The 15,650-nt window shown below is 70.3% G+C and carries 13 protein-coding genes, 3 tRNA genes and 1 pseudogene; 8 read left to right on the forward strand and 9 right to left on the reverse strand.

Annotated elements, in window-relative coordinates:
* The first annotated feature begins 150 nt into the window (after positions 1–150).
* The 3 genes from GA0115233_RS01680 to GA0115233_RS01690 all read left to right on the forward strand — a co-directional run bounded on the left by GA0115233_RS01680 (position 151) and on the right by GA0115233_RS01690 (position 4,727).
* Complete coding sequence (locus GA0115233_RS01680; protein WP_093718212.1) at positions 151–1,416, forward strand: NAD(P)/FAD-dependent oxidoreductase; 1,266 nt, start codon at positions 151–153, stop codon at positions 1,414–1,416.
* A 38-nt stretch (positions 1,417–1,454) separates the two neighbouring features.
* Positions 1,455–3,359 (forward strand): DNA primase, encoded by a 1,905-nt coding sequence (gene dnaG, locus GA0115233_RS01685; RefSeq protein ID WP_093718213.1) that lies wholly within the window; start codon positions 1,455–1,457, stop codon positions 3,357–3,359.
* Positions 3,360–3,461: 102 nt separating this feature from the next.
* Positions 3,462–4,727, forward strand: a complete 1,266-nt coding sequence (locus GA0115233_RS01690) for an RNA polymerase sigma factor (RefSeq protein WP_093718214.1) — start codon at positions 3,462–3,464, stop codon at positions 4,725–4,727.
* Positions 4,728–4,874: 147 nt separating this feature from the next.
* On the opposite strand, the gene GA0115233_RS01695 is transcribed toward GA0115233_RS01690, so the two are convergent.
* From GA0115233_RS01695 to GA0115233_RS01710, 4 genes are all read right to left on the reverse strand, one after another.
* On the reverse strand, positions 4,875–6,803 hold the full coding sequence (locus GA0115233_RS01695) for an ABC transporter ATP-binding protein (protein ID WP_093718215.1): 1,929 nt from the start codon (positions 6,801–6,803) through the stop codon (positions 4,875–4,877).
* Positions 6,803–8,536: an ABC transporter ATP-binding protein gene (locus tag GA0115233_RS01700; protein ID WP_093718216.1), complete on the reverse strand. Its 1,734-nt coding sequence runs from the start codon at positions 8,534–8,536 to the stop codon at positions 6,803–6,805. Before GA0115233_RS01700 ends, GA0115233_RS01695 begins: the two co-directional genes overlap by 1 nt.
* 177 nt (positions 8,537–8,713) lie before the next feature.
* Positions 8,714–10,153 (reverse strand): xylulokinase, encoded by a 1,440-nt coding sequence (locus GA0115233_RS01705; RefSeq protein WP_093718217.1) that lies wholly within the window; start codon positions 10,151–10,153, stop codon positions 8,714–8,716.
* Between the two features lie 68 nt (positions 10,154–10,221).
* Positions 10,222–10,527, reverse strand: a complete 306-nt coding sequence (locus GA0115233_RS01710) for a hypothetical protein (RefSeq protein ID WP_093718218.1) — start codon at positions 10,525–10,527, stop codon at positions 10,222–10,224.
* Positions 10,528–10,657: 130 nt separating this feature from the next.
* Here GA0115233_RS01710 and GA0115233_RS01715 point away from each other — a divergent pair.
* From GA0115233_RS01715 to GA0115233_RS01725, 3 genes are all read left to right on the forward strand, one after another.
* Positions 10,658–10,730, forward strand: a tRNA-Asn gene (locus GA0115233_RS01715).
* A gap of 5 nt (positions 10,731–10,735) precedes the next feature.
* Positions 10,736–10,808, forward strand: a tRNA-Asn gene (locus tag GA0115233_RS01720).
* A 191-nt stretch (positions 10,809–10,999) separates the two neighbouring features.
* Positions 11,000–11,073, forward strand: a tRNA-Ile gene (locus tag GA0115233_RS01725).
* A gap of 478 nt (positions 11,074–11,551) precedes the next feature.
* Here the strand turns inward: GA0115233_RS01725 and GA0115233_RS01730 are convergent.
* The 3 genes and pseudogenes from GA0115233_RS01730 to GA0115233_RS42295 form a co-directional block, all read right to left on the reverse strand.
* Positions 11,552–11,998, reverse strand: coding sequence for a PIN domain-containing protein (locus tag GA0115233_RS01730; RefSeq protein ID WP_093718219.1), 447 nt, complete (start codon positions 11,996–11,998; stop codon positions 11,552–11,554).
* Positions 11,995–12,237 (reverse strand): type II toxin-antitoxin system Phd/YefM family antitoxin, encoded by a 243-nt coding sequence (locus GA0115233_RS01735; protein ID WP_093718294.1) that lies wholly within the window; start codon positions 12,235–12,237, stop codon positions 11,995–11,997. The genes GA0115233_RS01730 and GA0115233_RS01735 overlap by 4 nt, the downstream gene beginning before the upstream one ends.
* Positions 12,238–12,479: 242 nt before the next feature.
* Positions 12,480–12,605, reverse strand: a pseudogene (locus GA0115233_RS42295) (WYL domain-containing protein); the annotation flags it as partial.
* Between the two features lie 83 nt (positions 12,606–12,688).
* On the opposite strand from GA0115233_RS42295, the gene GA0115233_RS01740 reads away from it, so the two are divergent.
* Together GA0115233_RS01740 and GA0115233_RS01745 are read left to right on the forward strand one after the other, a co-directional pair.
* A complete protein-coding gene (locus tag GA0115233_RS01740) occupies positions 12,689–13,072 on the forward strand; it encodes a hypothetical protein (protein ID WP_093718220.1) in 384 nt (127 codons plus the stop codon).
* A 153-nt stretch (positions 13,073–13,225) separates the two neighbouring features.
* Positions 13,226–14,908: an SWIM zinc finger family protein gene (locus GA0115233_RS01745; protein ID WP_255310019.1), complete on the forward strand. Its 1,683-nt coding sequence runs from the start codon at positions 13,226–13,228 to the stop codon at positions 14,906–14,908.
* A 48-nt stretch (positions 14,909–14,956) separates the two neighbouring features.
* Here the strand turns inward: GA0115233_RS01745 and GA0115233_RS01750 are convergent, their stop codons facing one another.
* Both GA0115233_RS01750 and GA0115233_RS01755 read right to left on the reverse strand, forming a co-directional pair.
* A complete protein-coding gene (locus GA0115233_RS01750; RefSeq protein WP_093718222.1) occupies positions 14,957–15,370 on the reverse strand; it encodes a PIN domain nuclease in 414 nt (137 codons plus the stop codon).
* The gene (locus GA0115233_RS01755; RefSeq protein ID WP_093718223.1) at positions 15,367–15,624 is read right to left on the reverse strand and encodes a type II toxin-antitoxin system VapB family antitoxin; all 258 of its coding nucleotides are present in this window, start codon (positions 15,622–15,624) and stop codon (positions 15,367–15,369) included. Before GA0115233_RS01755 ends, GA0115233_RS01750 begins: the two co-directional genes overlap by 4 nt.
* Positions 15,625–15,650 lie beyond the last annotated feature (26 nt).

Genomic DNA, 15,650 nt, shown 5'->3' on the forward strand with positions numbered 1-15,650 from the left:
GCAGGGCACGCGTGACAGCGAGGAGATCACAGTGCAGTGAAACCCGCCCGAATGTGACCCTCCGTGGCCTGATCGGGCCACACCCTCTTCCCCCATCACGCTCCGTGCGGGACGCTCCCATGTGGCGGCACCCTTACGAGGAGGCATCAAGTGGTCGACGCGGATCAGACATTCGTCATCGTCGGAGGCGGACTCGCCGGCGCGAAGGCGGCCGAAACGCTGCGGACGGAGGGCTTCACGGGCCGCGTGATACTGATCAGCGACGAGCGCGACCACCCCTACGAGCGGCCCCCGCTCTCCAAGGGCTATCTGCTCGGCAAGGAGGAGCGCGACAGCGTCTTCGTCCACCCGCCCGCCTGGTACGCGCAGAACGACATCGAACTCCACCTCGGCCAGACCGTCGACGCCATCGACCGCACCGCGAAGACGGTCCGCTTCGGCGAGGACGGCACGGTCGCCCACTACGACAAACTCCTGCTCACCACCGGTGCCGAGCCCCGCCGCCTGGACATCCCCGGCACCGACCTGGCAGGCGTCCACCATCTGCGCCGGCTCGCCCACGCCGAACGCCTCAAGGGCGTCCTGGCCTCGCTCGGCCGGGACAACGGCCACCTGGTGATCGCGGGCGCGGGCTGGATCGGCCTGGAGGTCGCGGCGGCGGCCCGCGAGTACGGCGCCGAGGTCACCGTGGTGGACCCCGAGCAGACCCCGCTGCACCGTGTGCTCGGCCCCGAACTGGGCCAGCTCTTCGCCGAACTGCACCGCGAGCACGGGGTGCGCTTCCACTTCGGCAGGCGGCTGACCGAGATCAGCGGACAGGACGGCGTGGTCCTGGCCGCCCGCAGCGACGACGGCGAGGAGCACCCCGCGCACGCCGTGCTCGCCGCGATCGGCGCGGCCCCGCGCATCGGGCTCGCGGAGGCGGCGGGACTGCGCATCGCCGACCGCGCCCAGGGCGGCGGCGTCCTCGTCGACGAGGGGCTGCGCACCTCCGACCCCGACATCTACGCCGCCGGGGACGTCGCCAGCTTCCCGCACGCCCTGTTCGACACCGGTCTGCGCGTGGAGCACTGGGCCAACGCCCTCAACGGCGGCCCGGCCGCCGCCCGCGCCATGCTCGGCCGGGACGTCGTCTACGACCGCGTCCCCTATTTCTTCTCCGACCAGTACGACCTGGGCATGGAGTACTCCGGCTGGGCGCCCCCCGGCTCCTACGACGAGGTCGTCATCCGCGGCGACGTCGGAAAGCGGGAGTTCATCGCCTTCTGGCTGAAGGACGGCCGGGTGCTCGCCGGGATGAACGTGAACGTGTGGGACGTCACGGACCCCATCCAGCGGATGATCCGCGGCAGGACACGGGTGACCGCCGAGACCCTCGCCGACCCGCGCACCCCGCTGGAGAGCCTGGCCCCGTAGCTGTCAGGAGTGTCAGAGCCGCCCCGTAGAATTCACGCGTGGCAGGACGGATCAACGACGAGGACGTGAAGGCGGTACGGGACGCGGTCCCGATCGACGCCGTGGTCTCGGAGTACCTCCAGCTGCGCAACGCCGGTGGCGGCAACCTCAAGGGGCTGTGCCCCTTCCACGACGAGAAGTCGCCGTCCTTCCAGGTCAGCCCGAGCAAGGGGCTCTTCCACTGCTTCGGCTGCCAGGAGGGCGGCGACACCATCACGTTCGTGATGAAGGTCGACCACCTCTCCTTCTCCGAGGCGGTCGAGCGGCTCGCCGCCCAGGCCGGCATCACCCTGCGCTACGAGGAGGGCGGCTACAACCCCTCCCACCAGCGCGGCGAGCGGATCCGCCTGGTCGAGGCGCACAAGATCGCCGCCGAGTGGTACGCCGAACAGCTCGCCATGAGCCCCGAGGCCGAGACCGGCCGGATCTTCCTCGCCGAGCGCGGCTTCGACCAGGCCGCCGCCGTCCACTTCGGCGTCGGCTACAGCCCGCAGGGCTGGGACCACCTCACCCGGTACCTGCGCGGCAAGGGCTTCAGCGACAAGGAACTGCTCCTGTCCGGGCTCGCCCAGGAGGGCCGCCGCGGCCCCATCGACCGCTTCCGCGGCCGCCTGATGTGGCCGATCCGCGACATCGGCGGCGACGTCGTCGGATTCGGCGCCCGCAAGCTCTACGAGGCCGACAACGGCCCCAAGTACCTCAACACGCCCGACACCGCGATCTACAAGAAGTCGCAGGTCCTCTACGGCATCGACCTCGCCAAGAAGGAGATCGCCAAGAGCTCCCGCGCGGTCGTCGTCGAGGGCTACACCGACGTCATGGCCTGCCACCTCGCGGGCGTCCCCACCGCCATCGCCACCTGCGGCACCGCCTTCGGCGGCGACCACATCAAGATCCTGCGCCGGCTGCTGATGGACAACGGCTCGGCCCGCGTGATCTTCACCTTCGACGGCGACGCGGCCGGACAGAAGGCGGCCCTGCGCGCCTTCGAGGACGACCAGAAGTTCGCTGCCGAGACCTACATCGCCATCGCCCCCGACGGCATGGACCCCTGCGAGCTGCGCCTGGCCAAGGGCGACGAGGCCGTCGCCGACCTCGTCGAACCCCGCACCCCGCTCTTCGAGTTCGCGCTGCGCCAGATCGTCGCCCGCTACGACCTGGACACCCCCGCGGGCCGCGCCGCCGCCCTGGACGAGGCCGCCCCGATCGTCGCCCGCATCAAGAACAGCGGCGCCCAGCACGAGGTCGCCGTCCAGCTCGCCGGGATGCTCGGCATCCTCGACACCCAGTTCGTCGTCAAGCGCGTCGCCCAGCTCGCCCGCTGGGCCCGCGACCGCGGCGGCAAGGGCCCCGCCCCCGCGCGCGGCCCGCACCAGCCGTACGAGGCGGCCCCCCGCCCCGCCGGGAGCACCGGCCCCGCGCTGAACCTGCGCAACCCCGTCTACGCCACCGAGCGCGAACTGCTCAAGCTCGCCCTCCAGCGCCCCGAGCTGGTCTCCCCGGCCTTCGACGCGTACGGCGTCGACGAGTTCACCGCCGCCCCCTACGCCGCCGTACGCCAGGCGATCATGGAGGCGGGCGGCGCCGAGTACGGCGTCCACGACCCGCAGGACTACCTCGTCCGGGTCCGCGAGGCGGCCCCCGACGACGCCGTCCGCGCCATGGTCACCGAGCTGGCCGTCGAGGCGATCATGCGCCGCACCGTGGACGAGAACTACGCGGGCGAACAGCTCGTCACCGTCCGCCGCCGCGCGGTCGAACGCCGCATCCGGGACATCCAGTCCCAGATGGCCCGCCTCTCCGCGGGCGGCGACCCGGCCCAACTGGCCGCGGTCCAGAACGAACTGTGGGTTCTCCAGCAGTACGACCAGGCCCTCCGCGAGCACGGAGCCGCAGCTCTGTAGGCCCTTCGGCCTCCGCGATAACCGGGCGGTCACGACCCGGACGCAAAAAGTCACCGCACGCCCCTCGTGGCGGCGATGTGTTCTACCCCACACTGGGTTCCGGTGCCTGAGTCCTCGGAGCGCGGCCGACCCGTCCCCCACGGGTCCCACACCCCCGCGGTTCCGCTCATCGCGTACGGGACGGACAGCGGCGAGGCCGCCGACTCCGCCCTCGAAGCCGCGCTGCCGCACACTTCAGCAGCGATCATCCTGGAGGTCGCCCCCGTGCAGACCCAGACCCTCACCCAGACCGAGAGCAGTACGGCCGGGCCGCAGCAGCCGGACGCCGAGTCCGACGTTCTCGTCGCGGTGCCCCCACAGAACCGCGCGCTGCTCCACCCCGAGACCGAGCCGGATACGCCGACCGCACTCGACCCCCTGCCCGAGCCGGTGCGCGTCCCGCGCGCCGACACCGGCGGGCCGTCCTCGGACCTGTTCCGCCAGTACCTGCGGGAGATCGGCCGGATCCCCCTGCTCACCGCGGCGGAGGAGGTCGAACTCGCGCGCCGCGTCGAGGCGGGCCTGTTCGCCGAGGAGAAGCTCGGCAACACCCCCGACCTGGACAGCCAGTTGGCGCTGGACCTGGACCGACTGGTGGTCATGGGCCGGATGGCCAAGCGCCGCCTGATCGAGGCGAACCTGCGCCTGGTGGTCTCCGTCGCCAAGCGGTACGTGGGCCGCGGGCTGACCATGCTGGACCTGGTCCAGGAGGGCAACCTCGGGCTGATCCGCGCCGTGGAGAAGTTCGACTACGCCCGCGGCTACAAGTTCTCCACCTACGCCACCTGGTGGATCCGCCAGGCCATGTCCCGGGCCCTGGCCGACCAGGCCCGCACCATCCGCGTCCCGGTCCATGTCGTGGAGCTGATCAACCGCGTGGTCCGGGTCCAGCGCCGCATGCTCCAGGAACGCGGCTACGAGCCCACCCCGGAAGAGGTGGCCGCCCACCTCGACCTCGCCCCGGAGCGCGTCAGCGAAGTCCTCCGCCTCGCCCAGGAACCGGTCTCCCTGCACGCCCCGGTGGGCGAGGAGGAGGACGTGGCCCTGGGCGACCTGATCGAGGACGGCGACGCCGCGAGCCCCGTCGAATCAGCGGCCTTCCTCCTCCTGCGGGAACACCTGGAAGCGGTCCTCTCCACCCTCGGCGAACGCGAACGCAAGGTCGTCCAACTCCGCTACGGCCTGGCGGACGGCCGCCCGCGCACGCTGGAGGAAATAGGCCGCATCTTCGGCGTCACAAGGGAACGCATCCGCCAGATCGAATCAAAGACCCTCAACAAACTGAGGGACCACGCTTTCGCAGACCAACTGAGGGGCTACTTGGACTGAAGCGCGGGGTGCCGCCGCAGCCGACGTAGCTGCGGGCAGTCGTGCCGCAGGGCGGCACGGGTGGGCTGGGGATCCCCCCCTCTGGGGGAGGCACCCCGCCAGCGCGGGCGAGCGATCCCACCCGCCCGCGCCGGCCCAGGGCACCGCTCAGTCCACCTCAGCCACCGCCTCCGCGAACTGCGCCTTGTACAGCCGCGCATAGGCACCGTCAGAATCGAGCAGCTCCCCATGAGAGCCCTGCTCGACAATCGAACCGTTCTCCATCACGAGAATCGTGTCCGCATCCCGAATCGTCGACAGCCGATGCGCGATAACGAACGACGTCCGCCCATGCGCCAGCTTGGCCATGGCTTTCTGAATCAACACTTCCGTCCGCGTATCCACAGACGACGTCGCCTCGTCCAGCACCAGAATCACCGGATCCGACAGGAACGCCCGAGCAATGGTGATCAGCTGCTTCTCACCCGCACTGACCCCGGCCCCCTCGTCATCGATCACCGTGTCGTACCCCTCGGGCAACGTCCGGATGAACCGATCCGCGTGCGCGGCCCGCGCCGCCTCCTCGATCTCCCCCCGGGTGACGTCCCGCGCCGCCCCGTACGCGATGTTCTCCGCGATCGTCCCGCCGAACAGCCACGTGTCCTGCAGCACCATCCCGATCCCGGAGCGCAGCTCGTCCCGGGACATCGTCGCGATGTCGACCCCGTCGAGCGTGATCCGCCCGCCGGACACCTCGTAGAACCGCATCAGCAGATTGACCAGCGTGGTCTTCCCGGCCCCCGTCGGCCCGACGATGGCCACCGTCTGCCCCGGCTCCACCGTCAGCGACAGATCCTCGATGAGCGGCTTCTCCGGGTCGTACCGGAAGGACACGCCCTCCAGCGCCACCCGCCCGCGCAACTGCTCCGGCCGAACCCCGGGCACGGGGTCCGCCGACTGCTCCTCGGCGTCAAGGAGTTCGAAGATCCGCTCGGCGGAGGCCACCCCGGACTGCACCAGGTTCGCCATGGACGCGACCTGGGTGAGCGGCATGGAGAACTGCCGGGAGTACTGGATGAAGGCCTGCACGTCACCGATGGACAAGGACCCCGAGGCGACCCGCAGCCCGCCGACCACGGCCACCAGGATGTAGTTGATGTTCGACACGAACATCATCAGCGGCTGCATGATCCCGCTGTTGAACTGCGCCTTGAACCCGGCCTCGTACAGCGCCTCGTTCTGCTCGGCGAACTGCTTCGCCGACTCCTCCTGCCGCCCGAACACCTTCACCAGGGTGTGCCCGGTGTACATCTCCTCCACGTGCGCGTTCAGCTTGCCGGTGGAACGCCACTGCGCGACGAAGTGCGGCTGGGACCGCTTGCCGACGCGGGTGGCGACGACGAAGGAGACGGGCACGGTCACCAGCGCCACCAGCGCCAGGATCCACGACACCCAGAACATCATGGCGAGCACGCCGATGATGGTGAGGATCGAGTTGATCAGCTGGCCCATCGACTGCTGGAGGGTCTGCTGCATGTTGTCGATGTCGTTGGTGGCGCGGGAGAGCACCTCACCGCGCTGCCGCTTGTCGAAGTAGGACAGCGGCAGCCGGGACAGCTTGCCCTGCACGTCCTCGCGCAGCCGGTACATCGTCCGGTTCACGGCCCGGTTCACCAGCCGTGTCGCGACCGCCATCAGCAGTCCGGCCGCGGTGAACACGGTGAGCGCGAGCAGCAGCACATGCCCCACGGCGGTGAAGTCGATGCCCTCGCCGGGGGTGAAGTCGGTGGAGCGGAGCATGTCGGCGACATCGCCGTCACCGCGCTCCCGCATCCCCTCCAGGACCTGTTCCTTGCTCGCCCCGGGTTCCATCTCGCGGCCGACGATGCCCGCGAAGACCAGGTCGGTGGCCCGCCCCAGGATCTTCGGCCCGACGACCGAGAGACCCACGCTGAGCACGACGCACAGGAGCAGCACACCGATGGTGACGCGCTCCGGCTTGAACTGGGCGACCAGGCGTTTGCCCGACTCCTTGAAGTTCAGTGAGCGGTGGTCCGGCCCCGTCCCGGCCATCATCCGCCCCATGGGCCCGGCCATCAGGCGGCCTCCGCTTCCGTCAGCTGGGAGAGCACGATCTCCCGGTAGGTCTCGTTGTCCGCCATCAGCTCCTGGTGCCGGCCGGTGCCGACGACGCGTCCCTCGTCGAGCACGACGATCCGGTCCGCGTCCCGGATGGTCGCCACCCGCTGGGCGACGATCACCACGGTCGCCTCGGCCGTCTCGCGGCCCAGCGCGGTGCGCAGGGCGGCGTCGGTGGCGTAGTCGAGCGCGGAGAAGGAGTCGTCGAAGAGGTAGATCTCCGGACGCTGCACGAGGGTGCGGGCGATGGCCAGGCGCTGCCGCTGGCCGCCGGAGACGTTGGTGCCGCCCTGCGAGATCGGTGCGTCGAGCCCGCCCTCCAGGCGCTCCACGAACTCCTTGGCCTGCGCGACTTCCAGCGCGTGCCACAGCTCCTCGTCGGTGGCGTCGGGATTGCCGTAGCGCAGGTTGGTCGCCACGGTCCCGGCGAACAGGTACGGCTTCTGCGGAACCAGGCCGACCGTCTTCGCGAGCACCTTCTGGTCGATGGCGGCCACGTCCTCGCCGTCCACCAGGACCTGGCCCTCGGTCGCGTCGAAGAGACGGGGGACCAGCCCGAGCAGGGTGGATTTGCCGCTGCCGGTCGAGCCGATCACGGCGGTGGTCTCGCCGGGCAGCGCCACCAGGTCGATGCCCTTGAGCACCGGCTCCTCGGCGCCCGGATAGCGGAAACCGGCGCCGCGGATCTCCAGATGCCCGTGCCGGCGCAGCTCGGTGACCGGCGCCACCGGAGGCACCACGCTGGAGTCGGTGTCCAGCACCTCCTGGATGCGCTCGGCGCACACCTCGGCGCGCGGCACCATCATGAACATGAAGGTGGCCATCATCACGGACATCACGATCTGCATCAGATAGGCGAGGAACGCCGTCAGATCGCCGATCTGCATCCCGCCGCTGTCGATGCGGTGCGCGCCGAACCAGACCACCGCGATCGAGGACAGGTTCACCACCGTCATCACGATGGGGAACATCAGCGCGAGCAGGTTCCCGGTGCCCAGCGACATGTCGGTCAGCTCGGCGTTGGCCCTGCGGAAGCGCTGCTGCTCGTACTCGTCGCGGACGAAGGCGCGGATGACGCGGTTGCCGGTGATCTGCTCGCGCAGCACCCGGTTCACCGTGTCCAGCCGCTCCTGCATGGCGCGGAACAGCGGCCGCAGCCGCCGCACGATCAGGGTCACGCAGATGCCCAGCACCGGCACCACCGCGACCAGCACCGCCGACAGCGGCACGTCCAGGCCGAGGGCCAGCACGATGCCGCCGACGCACATGATCGGTGCCGAGACCATCAGGGTGAACGTCATCAGGGCCAGCATCTGGACCTGCTGCACGTCATTGGTGGTGCGGGTGATCAGCGAGGGCGCGCCGAAGTGGCCCACCTCACGCGCGGAGAAGGACTGCACCCGGTCGAAGACGGCGCCCCGGACGTCCCGGCCGATCGCCGCGGCGGTCCGGGCGCCGAAGTACACGGCTCCGATGTTGCACACGACCTGCGCCAGCGAGATGCCGATCATCAGGGCGCCGAAGCTCAGGATGTAGCCGGTGTCGCCCTTGACGACGCCGTTGTCGATGATGTCCGCGTTCAGGGTGGGCAGGTAGAGCGTGGCGCAGGTCTGCAGGAACTGCAGCAGCACCAGCAGGGCGATGGGTTTTCGGTAGGGCCTGAGGTAGGTCCGCAGGAGTCGTATGAGCACGCTGTGTCTCTCGGAGTCGGCGGCAGGGCGGTTTGGTTGCCCCTGGCCCCTATCGTCGGACACTCCACCCGCGTTACCTCAACCGATTAAGCCGTCAGCGGCCCTCTTTACGGCCATAGAGGTACGGCTCGCACCGTTCTCTTACTTCCCGCTCACCTTCCGAGGCCCCGGGGTGGGTCACCTTCCGAAGGCCCCGGGGTGGGTCTGCTCACGCACCGACACGAACTGCTGGCGCACCGCCTGCCCGACCGCCAGCTCCTCGCCCGGCTCCAGCACCTGGGCCGAGGCGCCCTGCCAGGCGGGCGGTATACGCGCGTCGAGTGTGCCCTGTGACGCCCCCAGCGCCCAGGCGGCCTGCCGGGCGGCGCCGATCGCCGCGTAGTCCGCGGGCTGCGGTACGACGACCTGGGCGCCGAACAGCGACGGCGCCGACGCCTGCACCGCGGGCAGCTCGGCGGCCGCCCCCAGCAGGAAGACCCTGCGCACCGCCACACCCCGGCCGCGCAGCACGTCGAGCGCGTCCGCGAGCCCGCACAGCATGCCTTCGAAGGCGGCCCGCGCCAGATGCTCCGGCCGCATGGCCTCCCGCCTGAGCCCGGCCAGGGTGCCCGCGGTGTGCGGCAGGTTCGGGGTCCGCTCGCCCTCCAGATAGGGCAGCAGCACCAGCCCGTGCGCCCCGGGCGTCGACTTCATCGCCAGCTCGGACAGGCTCTCCAGATCGGGCACCCCGAGCAGCTCGGCGGTGCCGCGCAGGGTCCGTACCGCGTTCAGGGTGGTGACGACCGGCAGGTGCATGCCGGTCGCGTCGGCCAGCGTGGTGATCGTCCCGCTCGGGTCGAACAGCGCCTCGGAGTGGACGGCCATCACCGAACCGGAGGCGCCGAGCGAGACCACGGCGTCCCCGAGCCCGAGTCCGAGCCCGAACGCGGCGGCCATCGTCTCGCCGGTCCCGGCGGAGATCAGCAGCCCCTCCGGTGTCGTACCGGCGGCGTCGGCGGGTCCGATGACCTCGGGCAGCATGGCCGGGTGACCGAGCGCCAGCTCGACCAGGTCGGTGCGGTAGGTGCCGGTGGCGGCGGACCAGTAGCCGGTGCCGGAGGCCCCGCCGCGGTCGGTGGTGCGGCGCACCGGCCGGCCGAGCAGCTGCCACACCAGCCAGTCGTGGGCCTGCATGAGGACGGCGGTGCGCATCGCGTTGTCCGGCTCGGTCTTGCTCAGCCAGCGCAGCTTGGTCACCGGCTGGGCGGCCTGCGGCACGCACCCGACGGCCTGCGCCCAGGCCTCGCGGCCGCCGAGCGCGTCGATGAGATCGGCCGCGGCGACCTGGGCCCGCTTGTCACCCCCGACCATCGCGGGCCGGGTGGTGTTGCCCTGGGCGTCCAGTGGCACGACGGCGTTCTGCTGCGAGGAGACGCCGATGGCCTGCACGCCCTCCAGCAGCCCCCCGCCGGCCGCCTCCCCGAGGGAGAGCAGCCAGGCCTGGGGATCGACGTCGGACGGACGTCCTTCGACCGGATGCGGCGCGTAGCCCTGCCGGAGCACGGCTCCGGTGTCCGCGTCGCAGACGACGATTCGAGTGAACTCGGGCGAGCTGTCCAACCCGGCGACTATCCCCATGGCGAAATTCTATGGGCCGCGGGTGGCGGGGGTGTGCGGACCCGGGGGCGCTTTCGTATCCGCCGGGGTCAGGTGTTGCTCGTCCCCCAGTCGTCCTCGACCTCGCCGTTGGGGTGGCGGTCGCGCAGGTGGTGCAGGCGCGCGGAGACCGAGGCCGGGACCCGCTCCCCGACCTTGTCACTGACCGCGTGGTACGCCTTGCCCGCGTACACCCGGCCCTGCTGCGCGGCGGTCTCCGCGGTGTTGCGGACCGCGGGGTTCTGCGCCACCTGACGTGCCGACTTCTTCAGCTGTTCGTAGCGTTCGCGTCCGGCGCGAGTGCCGAGGACGTAGCCCAGAGCCAGCCCGACGACGAACGTGAGCTTGTAGCGCATGGCGGCCAGCCTTCCCTCGTGGGAGTACCGATTGGCGGAGCACCCCCCTGCTTGCGCTAATGTATGTGTCGCAGCGAGCGCCCGCCCCCTGGCGAATACCCAGGTAGGTACGTTCGATGCAACGAGGCATTCCTCCGTAGCTCAATTGGCAGAGCAGCCGGCTGTTAACCGGCAGGTTACTGGTTCGAGTCCAGTCGGGGGAGCTCGGTCCTCCGTAGCTCAATTGGCAGAGCAGCCGGCTGTTAACCGGCAGGTTACTGGTTCGAGTCCAGTCGGGGGAGCAGGTTGAACGAGGACCCCGCAGGGGTCCTTTTTCATGCCCTGGTCGTGTCCTGTTTCAGCCGCTCGGGAACCGTGCGGGGCGCGCTGAAGTCCTTCAGGGCATGCGTAGTCGACCATCCGAAGCAGGAGATCGTATGAGCGGCTATGCTGCGGCAGACGGCGCGTACACATGTACGCGACACGCCGCTATGGGGCGGTAGCTCAGCCGGTTAGAGCAGCGGACTCATAATCCGCCGGCCGTGGGTTCGAGTCCCACCCGCCCCACCTGTGCAGGCCTCTGACCTGCGGAAACGTCTCTTCTTGGCGGGCGGATCGTGAACTCTGGCCCAACGGAGAGAATCCGCTGGTCAGAGGTGCTGCGGAGGCCACGGAGGGTGGCCTGACTGGTCCAGGCATGGCTCTGACCTGCAGTAATGCTAGCGGCCGAGTGCGCTGGAAACCGCCTCGCGGTTCCGTACTCCAAGATCCAGTGGACGCATAGTGGACGCGAGGGCCTGGAGTTGAGTGCAAGCGGCATGGCTGGTTCGAGCAGGAACTGGGCACGCGTCTGGTGCTGGTACCTGTACTTGAGCCGCCACGCCGCCCGGCGTAGCCACCGCCGTCCCGACGTGGGATAGCGGTGCAGCGCCCTGCGTGCCGGTCGACGATCTTCGGCGTCCACACAGAAGCGGCTGCGCCAAGGGTCCGTCGAACCGACGCCGTCGGCATGCGGTTCGTGCGGGGTTCACCCGAGCGTCGCCGCCTAAAGGTCGTCGGGTAGGAGCCGGAAGGCGGGATGGCCGGTCAGAGGGCGGACCATGCGGAAGTGATGGTCGGTGGTGAGCAGGGCGTCGGTGCGGTAGGCGGCGGCCAGGGCGACGTTCATGGCGTCGGTCAGGCCGATGCCTTTACCGCCGTCGGCGTCGGCGTACCCCTCTGCGACCGCGATCGCTGCGCTCAGGTGTGGGCTGACAGGCGGTACCTCGAATCGGCGCGTCGCCACGTTGCGTTCGATGAACCGGGCAGCCGCCAGAGCCTTGCGGGCTCCGGCGCGTGTCGCGATCAGATAGTCCAACTCGGACAGAACCAGGGGGGAGATGACCAGGTGGCTGGTCGCTGCCAGGGCCTTCCTGTGCTCCTGGTGGCCGGTGAGGTTCGGGTCGAGCAGGCGGTACAGGCCGTTGGTGTCGGCGATGGCGACCAGGGTCACGCGCCCATCCCCTTGAGCGTGTCCTCGATCTCGTCGTCGGTGAGGTCGGGCAGGCCGAGGTCAGGCAGGTTGAGGTCGCCCAAGGGGTCGGTCGGGTACGGGGGGATGTCGGTGTCACTTATCGGCACGACCCGAGCCACAGGGGTGCCGTTCTTGGTGACCGTGACGGTCTCGCCACGGGCTGCGGCGGCAAGGATCTGCGAGGACTTCTGGTTGAACTCGCGTGCAGTGGTCTCCATGTAGTACATGTTACTACAAGGGCGGGTGTCGCAGTCGTCGTCGGCTAACGCGGCCGGGGCCGCCGAGGGCGCGATGGGCGTGGCGACACCGTGATGTGTGGTGAGCGTGTCCAGCAGTGCGGTGTTGAGGTGGTGCAGCGGCAGCAGCCGGGCGGTCCGTGGCGGGGCCTGCGGTCAGGCTCCTGGTGACGACCCTCTGGGATGGGTACCGTCGCCTCGCACGCCCTGGCCCGCCGCGGGCGTTACGTCGGAGGCGTCACCCCGTGGATCCGCGACAGCGTGAAGACCCGCTCCGCGTCGCGTAGATGACACCAGGCGTACAGATACGGAGGGTCGAGGTCGAGGCCGCTGATGGTGCGGATCGTGCGGCAGCTTCTACTGGCACTTCACCGACCGTGACGCGCTGCTAACGGCGGCGCTGGAGCTGTGGGCACGGGAGGGAACCGCAGCGGTGATCGAGAGCGTGCGCAAGGTCGCGGATCCGGCAGAGCGGCTGCGCTTCCTGTTCGCCACCGCCCTGACCGAGGACCCCTTCGCTGGTCTGGAACCGGCGATCGTCGCGCACTCCGACCATCCTGCCGTCGCGCCGGTGCTCCGCCGGGTGGCGCGTGAGCGCCTGGACTTCCTCACCGAGCTCTACAGCGATCTCGGCCTCGATCCCGAGGCGGCACGCCTGCAGTCGGTCACCGCCTACGCCGCCTACCTGGGCTGGCTGGAACTGCGCCGCAGTGCCCTCGACATGGTCCCCGAGGTGGGTGCCTCGGGCGGCGAGGCCGAGAGCGGCTTGGCCCACCTCATCACCCAGCTCTGCGAACCCCGCCCCGCGGCACCCTGAGGCGTCCAGGCCGGGAGCCTGTGATCAGACGGCTGACCGTCGTTCGTGGTGGCGGCATAGCCGATGGTGGCTGCGTTCGCATGCGGCGCGTACGGGTGGACGGGCGAGGTCGTCGGGCCTCCAGGAGCGGCCGATCCACGGTTCAATACCGGTGTGGCACGGAAAGTTGTGGGGTTCGGCGAGGACGATCTGCGGGCGCTGGCCGGGACTCGGTCCTTCGAGCGCGGACTGGGGTATCTGGACTCGGTGAGCGGTCTGGAGGTGGGTGACGGCTCGGTCACCGCCTCGGTGCACGGTACGGATGTCTACGAGGTGGAGCTCACCCTTGGCGAGGACGACGGGCTCTCGGGGTGGTGCGACTGCCCGTACGGGCAGGAGGGCAACTTCTGCAAGCACTGTGTGGCGGTGGGGCTGACAGTGCTGCGGCGGGCGAGGACGATTCCGCGTCAGCGGGCCGCCGCACGGGCACGGGCCTCCGGCCTGGAGGCGTGGCTCACCGCACTGTCCCGAGACGAACTCCTGGCGCTGGTGCGGGAGCACATCGCCGAGGACCGTGGGCTGCGCCGGCGCCTGGAACTGCGGGCAGCCGCCGCTCGCTCCGACCTCGGTACGGTCCGGGAACGGATCCTGGCGCTGATCGATCCGCGGCCCTTTGCCCGGTACGGGTACGTCGAGTACGCCGATGCCCCCGGGTATGCGCAGCAGGTGGCCGAGGCGGCGGGCGCCCTGCGTGCCCTGACCGCCGACGGGCAGGCGGCGCAGGCGGTCGGTCTGGCCGAGGAGGCTATCCGGGTGCTGGGGGAGGCGTGCGGGGAGATCGACGACTCCGACGGTGTGGTGGGGCAGGCCGCCGCCGCGGTGGCCGAGGCTCATCTGGAAGCGTGCGAGGCCGCGCGCCCCGGTCCGGAGCGGCTGGCCGAGTGGCTGGTCGGCCAGGTCCTCGGCGACGGCAGCGGGGTGATGGACCTGGACCCGCTCGACTACGCCGAGGCGCTGGGGCCGAGCGGGCTTGCCCGCCTGCGGAAGCTGGCGGCCGAGGCGCGGCGGCGCAGGCCGTCCGGGTGGGCGGAGCGGTATCTGATGGAGCGTCTGGTCAAAGCGGAAGGTGACGTCGACGCGCTGGTCGCCCTGCACGCGCAGGACCTCGACCCGTCCGGTGCCACCCATCTGCGCATCGCCGAGGAACTCCAATCGGCGGGCCGTGCGGACGAGGCGCTCACGTGGGCGGAGCGCGGAATTCGGGACTGCGCCGCCGAGACGTACATCGACGGCCGTCTGGTCGACTACGTGTGTGCCCGGTACACGGAGGCGGGGCGGCCGGCGGACGTGGTCGGGGTGCGCCGGGACCGCTTCCGCGCCGAGCTGTCCCTGGCCGCCTACCAACAGTTGCGCTCTGCCGCTCAGGCGGCGCAGTGCTGGGGGGCCGAGCGCGCGGCCGCGCTGGCCGCGCTGAGGGAAGACGCCCGCCGTGAGCGCGGCGGCCGGTACGGCGGGCCCGTGTTGATCGACGCGCTGCTCGATGACGGCGATGCGGACGCGGCGTGGCGCGAGGCCGAGGGCATCGCCGACGACCGGCAGTGGGAACACCTCGCCGGCCTGTCGCGCGAGACGCACCCGGCCGAGGCGCTCGCGGTCTACCTGCGGCTGGCCGAGCGGCTGAAGGAGCCGACCGGCGACCGTGCCTACGAGCACCTGGCGCGGCTGCTGGTGAGTGCCCGTGACTGCCATCGCGTGCTGGGGACGCAGGAGGCGTTCACCGGTTATCTCGCCGGCCTGCGGGCGGAACTGAAACGCAGGCGCAAGCTGATGAGCATCCTCGACCGGTGCGGGCTGTGAAAGGGGGTACGAGCCCGGTGCTCGCTCGCCGCGTGCCGACGGCGCTTCTCAGTCCCTGATATCGATCATGCGTACGGGCTGTCCGGTCGTACGGGCGATCGTCTCGAAGTCGCGGTCGTAGTGCAGCAGGGTCAGGCCCGCTTCTTCCGCAGCGGCGGCGATCAGCAGGTCGACGGGGCCCGCACTTCGATGCTCGCCCTTGGTGGTGAGCAGTTCCTGGACGCCCCGTGCGCGTCGGTAGATGCCGTCGGGCATGGGGCACCTGGTGTAGTGGGCGTTCAGCGTGCGCTTCACGCGTTCCCGGTCTGCCGCCGAGCGTGCGAAGTAAAGGACTTCCAGTTCGGTGATGTCGCAGAGGGCGACGAGGCCGGCGCCGATCCTGTCGTCCCACTCAGCCGTGCTCTGGCCGAGAAGGACGCGGGCGAGGGCGGAGGTGTCGATCAGGTAGTCGGCGACGGTCACGCATCCGCTCCCGCGCCGCCGGCACCGCCCGGCTCGCCGGTGGACCGGTACTTGCTCTTGTTGAGGAGAACGTCTACGTCCAGGGCGCCTTCGGCGACCAGTTCGCGGGCCTCTCCGAGGGCGCGCAGACGCCGGTAGCGGGCGGTGACCTCCCGCAGAGCCGTGTTGATGGTGTCACGCTTGGTCGTGGTGCCGAGTTCCTTGGCTGCGGCCGCCAGGGCCTCGTCGTCGAGATCGATCACGGTGCGACTCACGGCGCCCCCCTTATGTATACGGCTTC

This window comes from Streptomyces sp. DI166 (assembly GCF_900091315.1).
GTDB classification, from domain to species: Bacteria; Actinomycetota; Actinomycetes; order Streptomycetales; family Streptomycetaceae; genus Streptomyces; species Streptomyces fuscus.

Excerpts from the sequence above, each read along its gene's own strand:
- GA0115233_RS01695 (WP_093718215.1), bottom strand. The coding sequence starts at position 6,803 with ATGGCCGGGCCCATGGGGCGGATGATGGCCGGGACGGGGCCGGACCAC.
- GA0115233_RS01705 (WP_093718217.1), bottom strand. The coding sequence starts at position 10,153 with ATGGGGATAGTCGCCGGGTTGGACAGCTCGCCCGAGTTCACTCGAATC.
- GA0115233_RS01710 (WP_093718218.1), bottom strand. The coding sequence starts at position 10,527 with ATGCGCTACAAGCTCACGTTCGTCGTCGGGCTGGCTCTGGGCTACGTC.
- GA0115233_RS01735 (WP_093718294.1), bottom strand. The coding sequence starts at position 12,237 with ATGGAGACCACTGCACGCGAGTTCAACCAGAAGTCCTCGCAGATCCTT.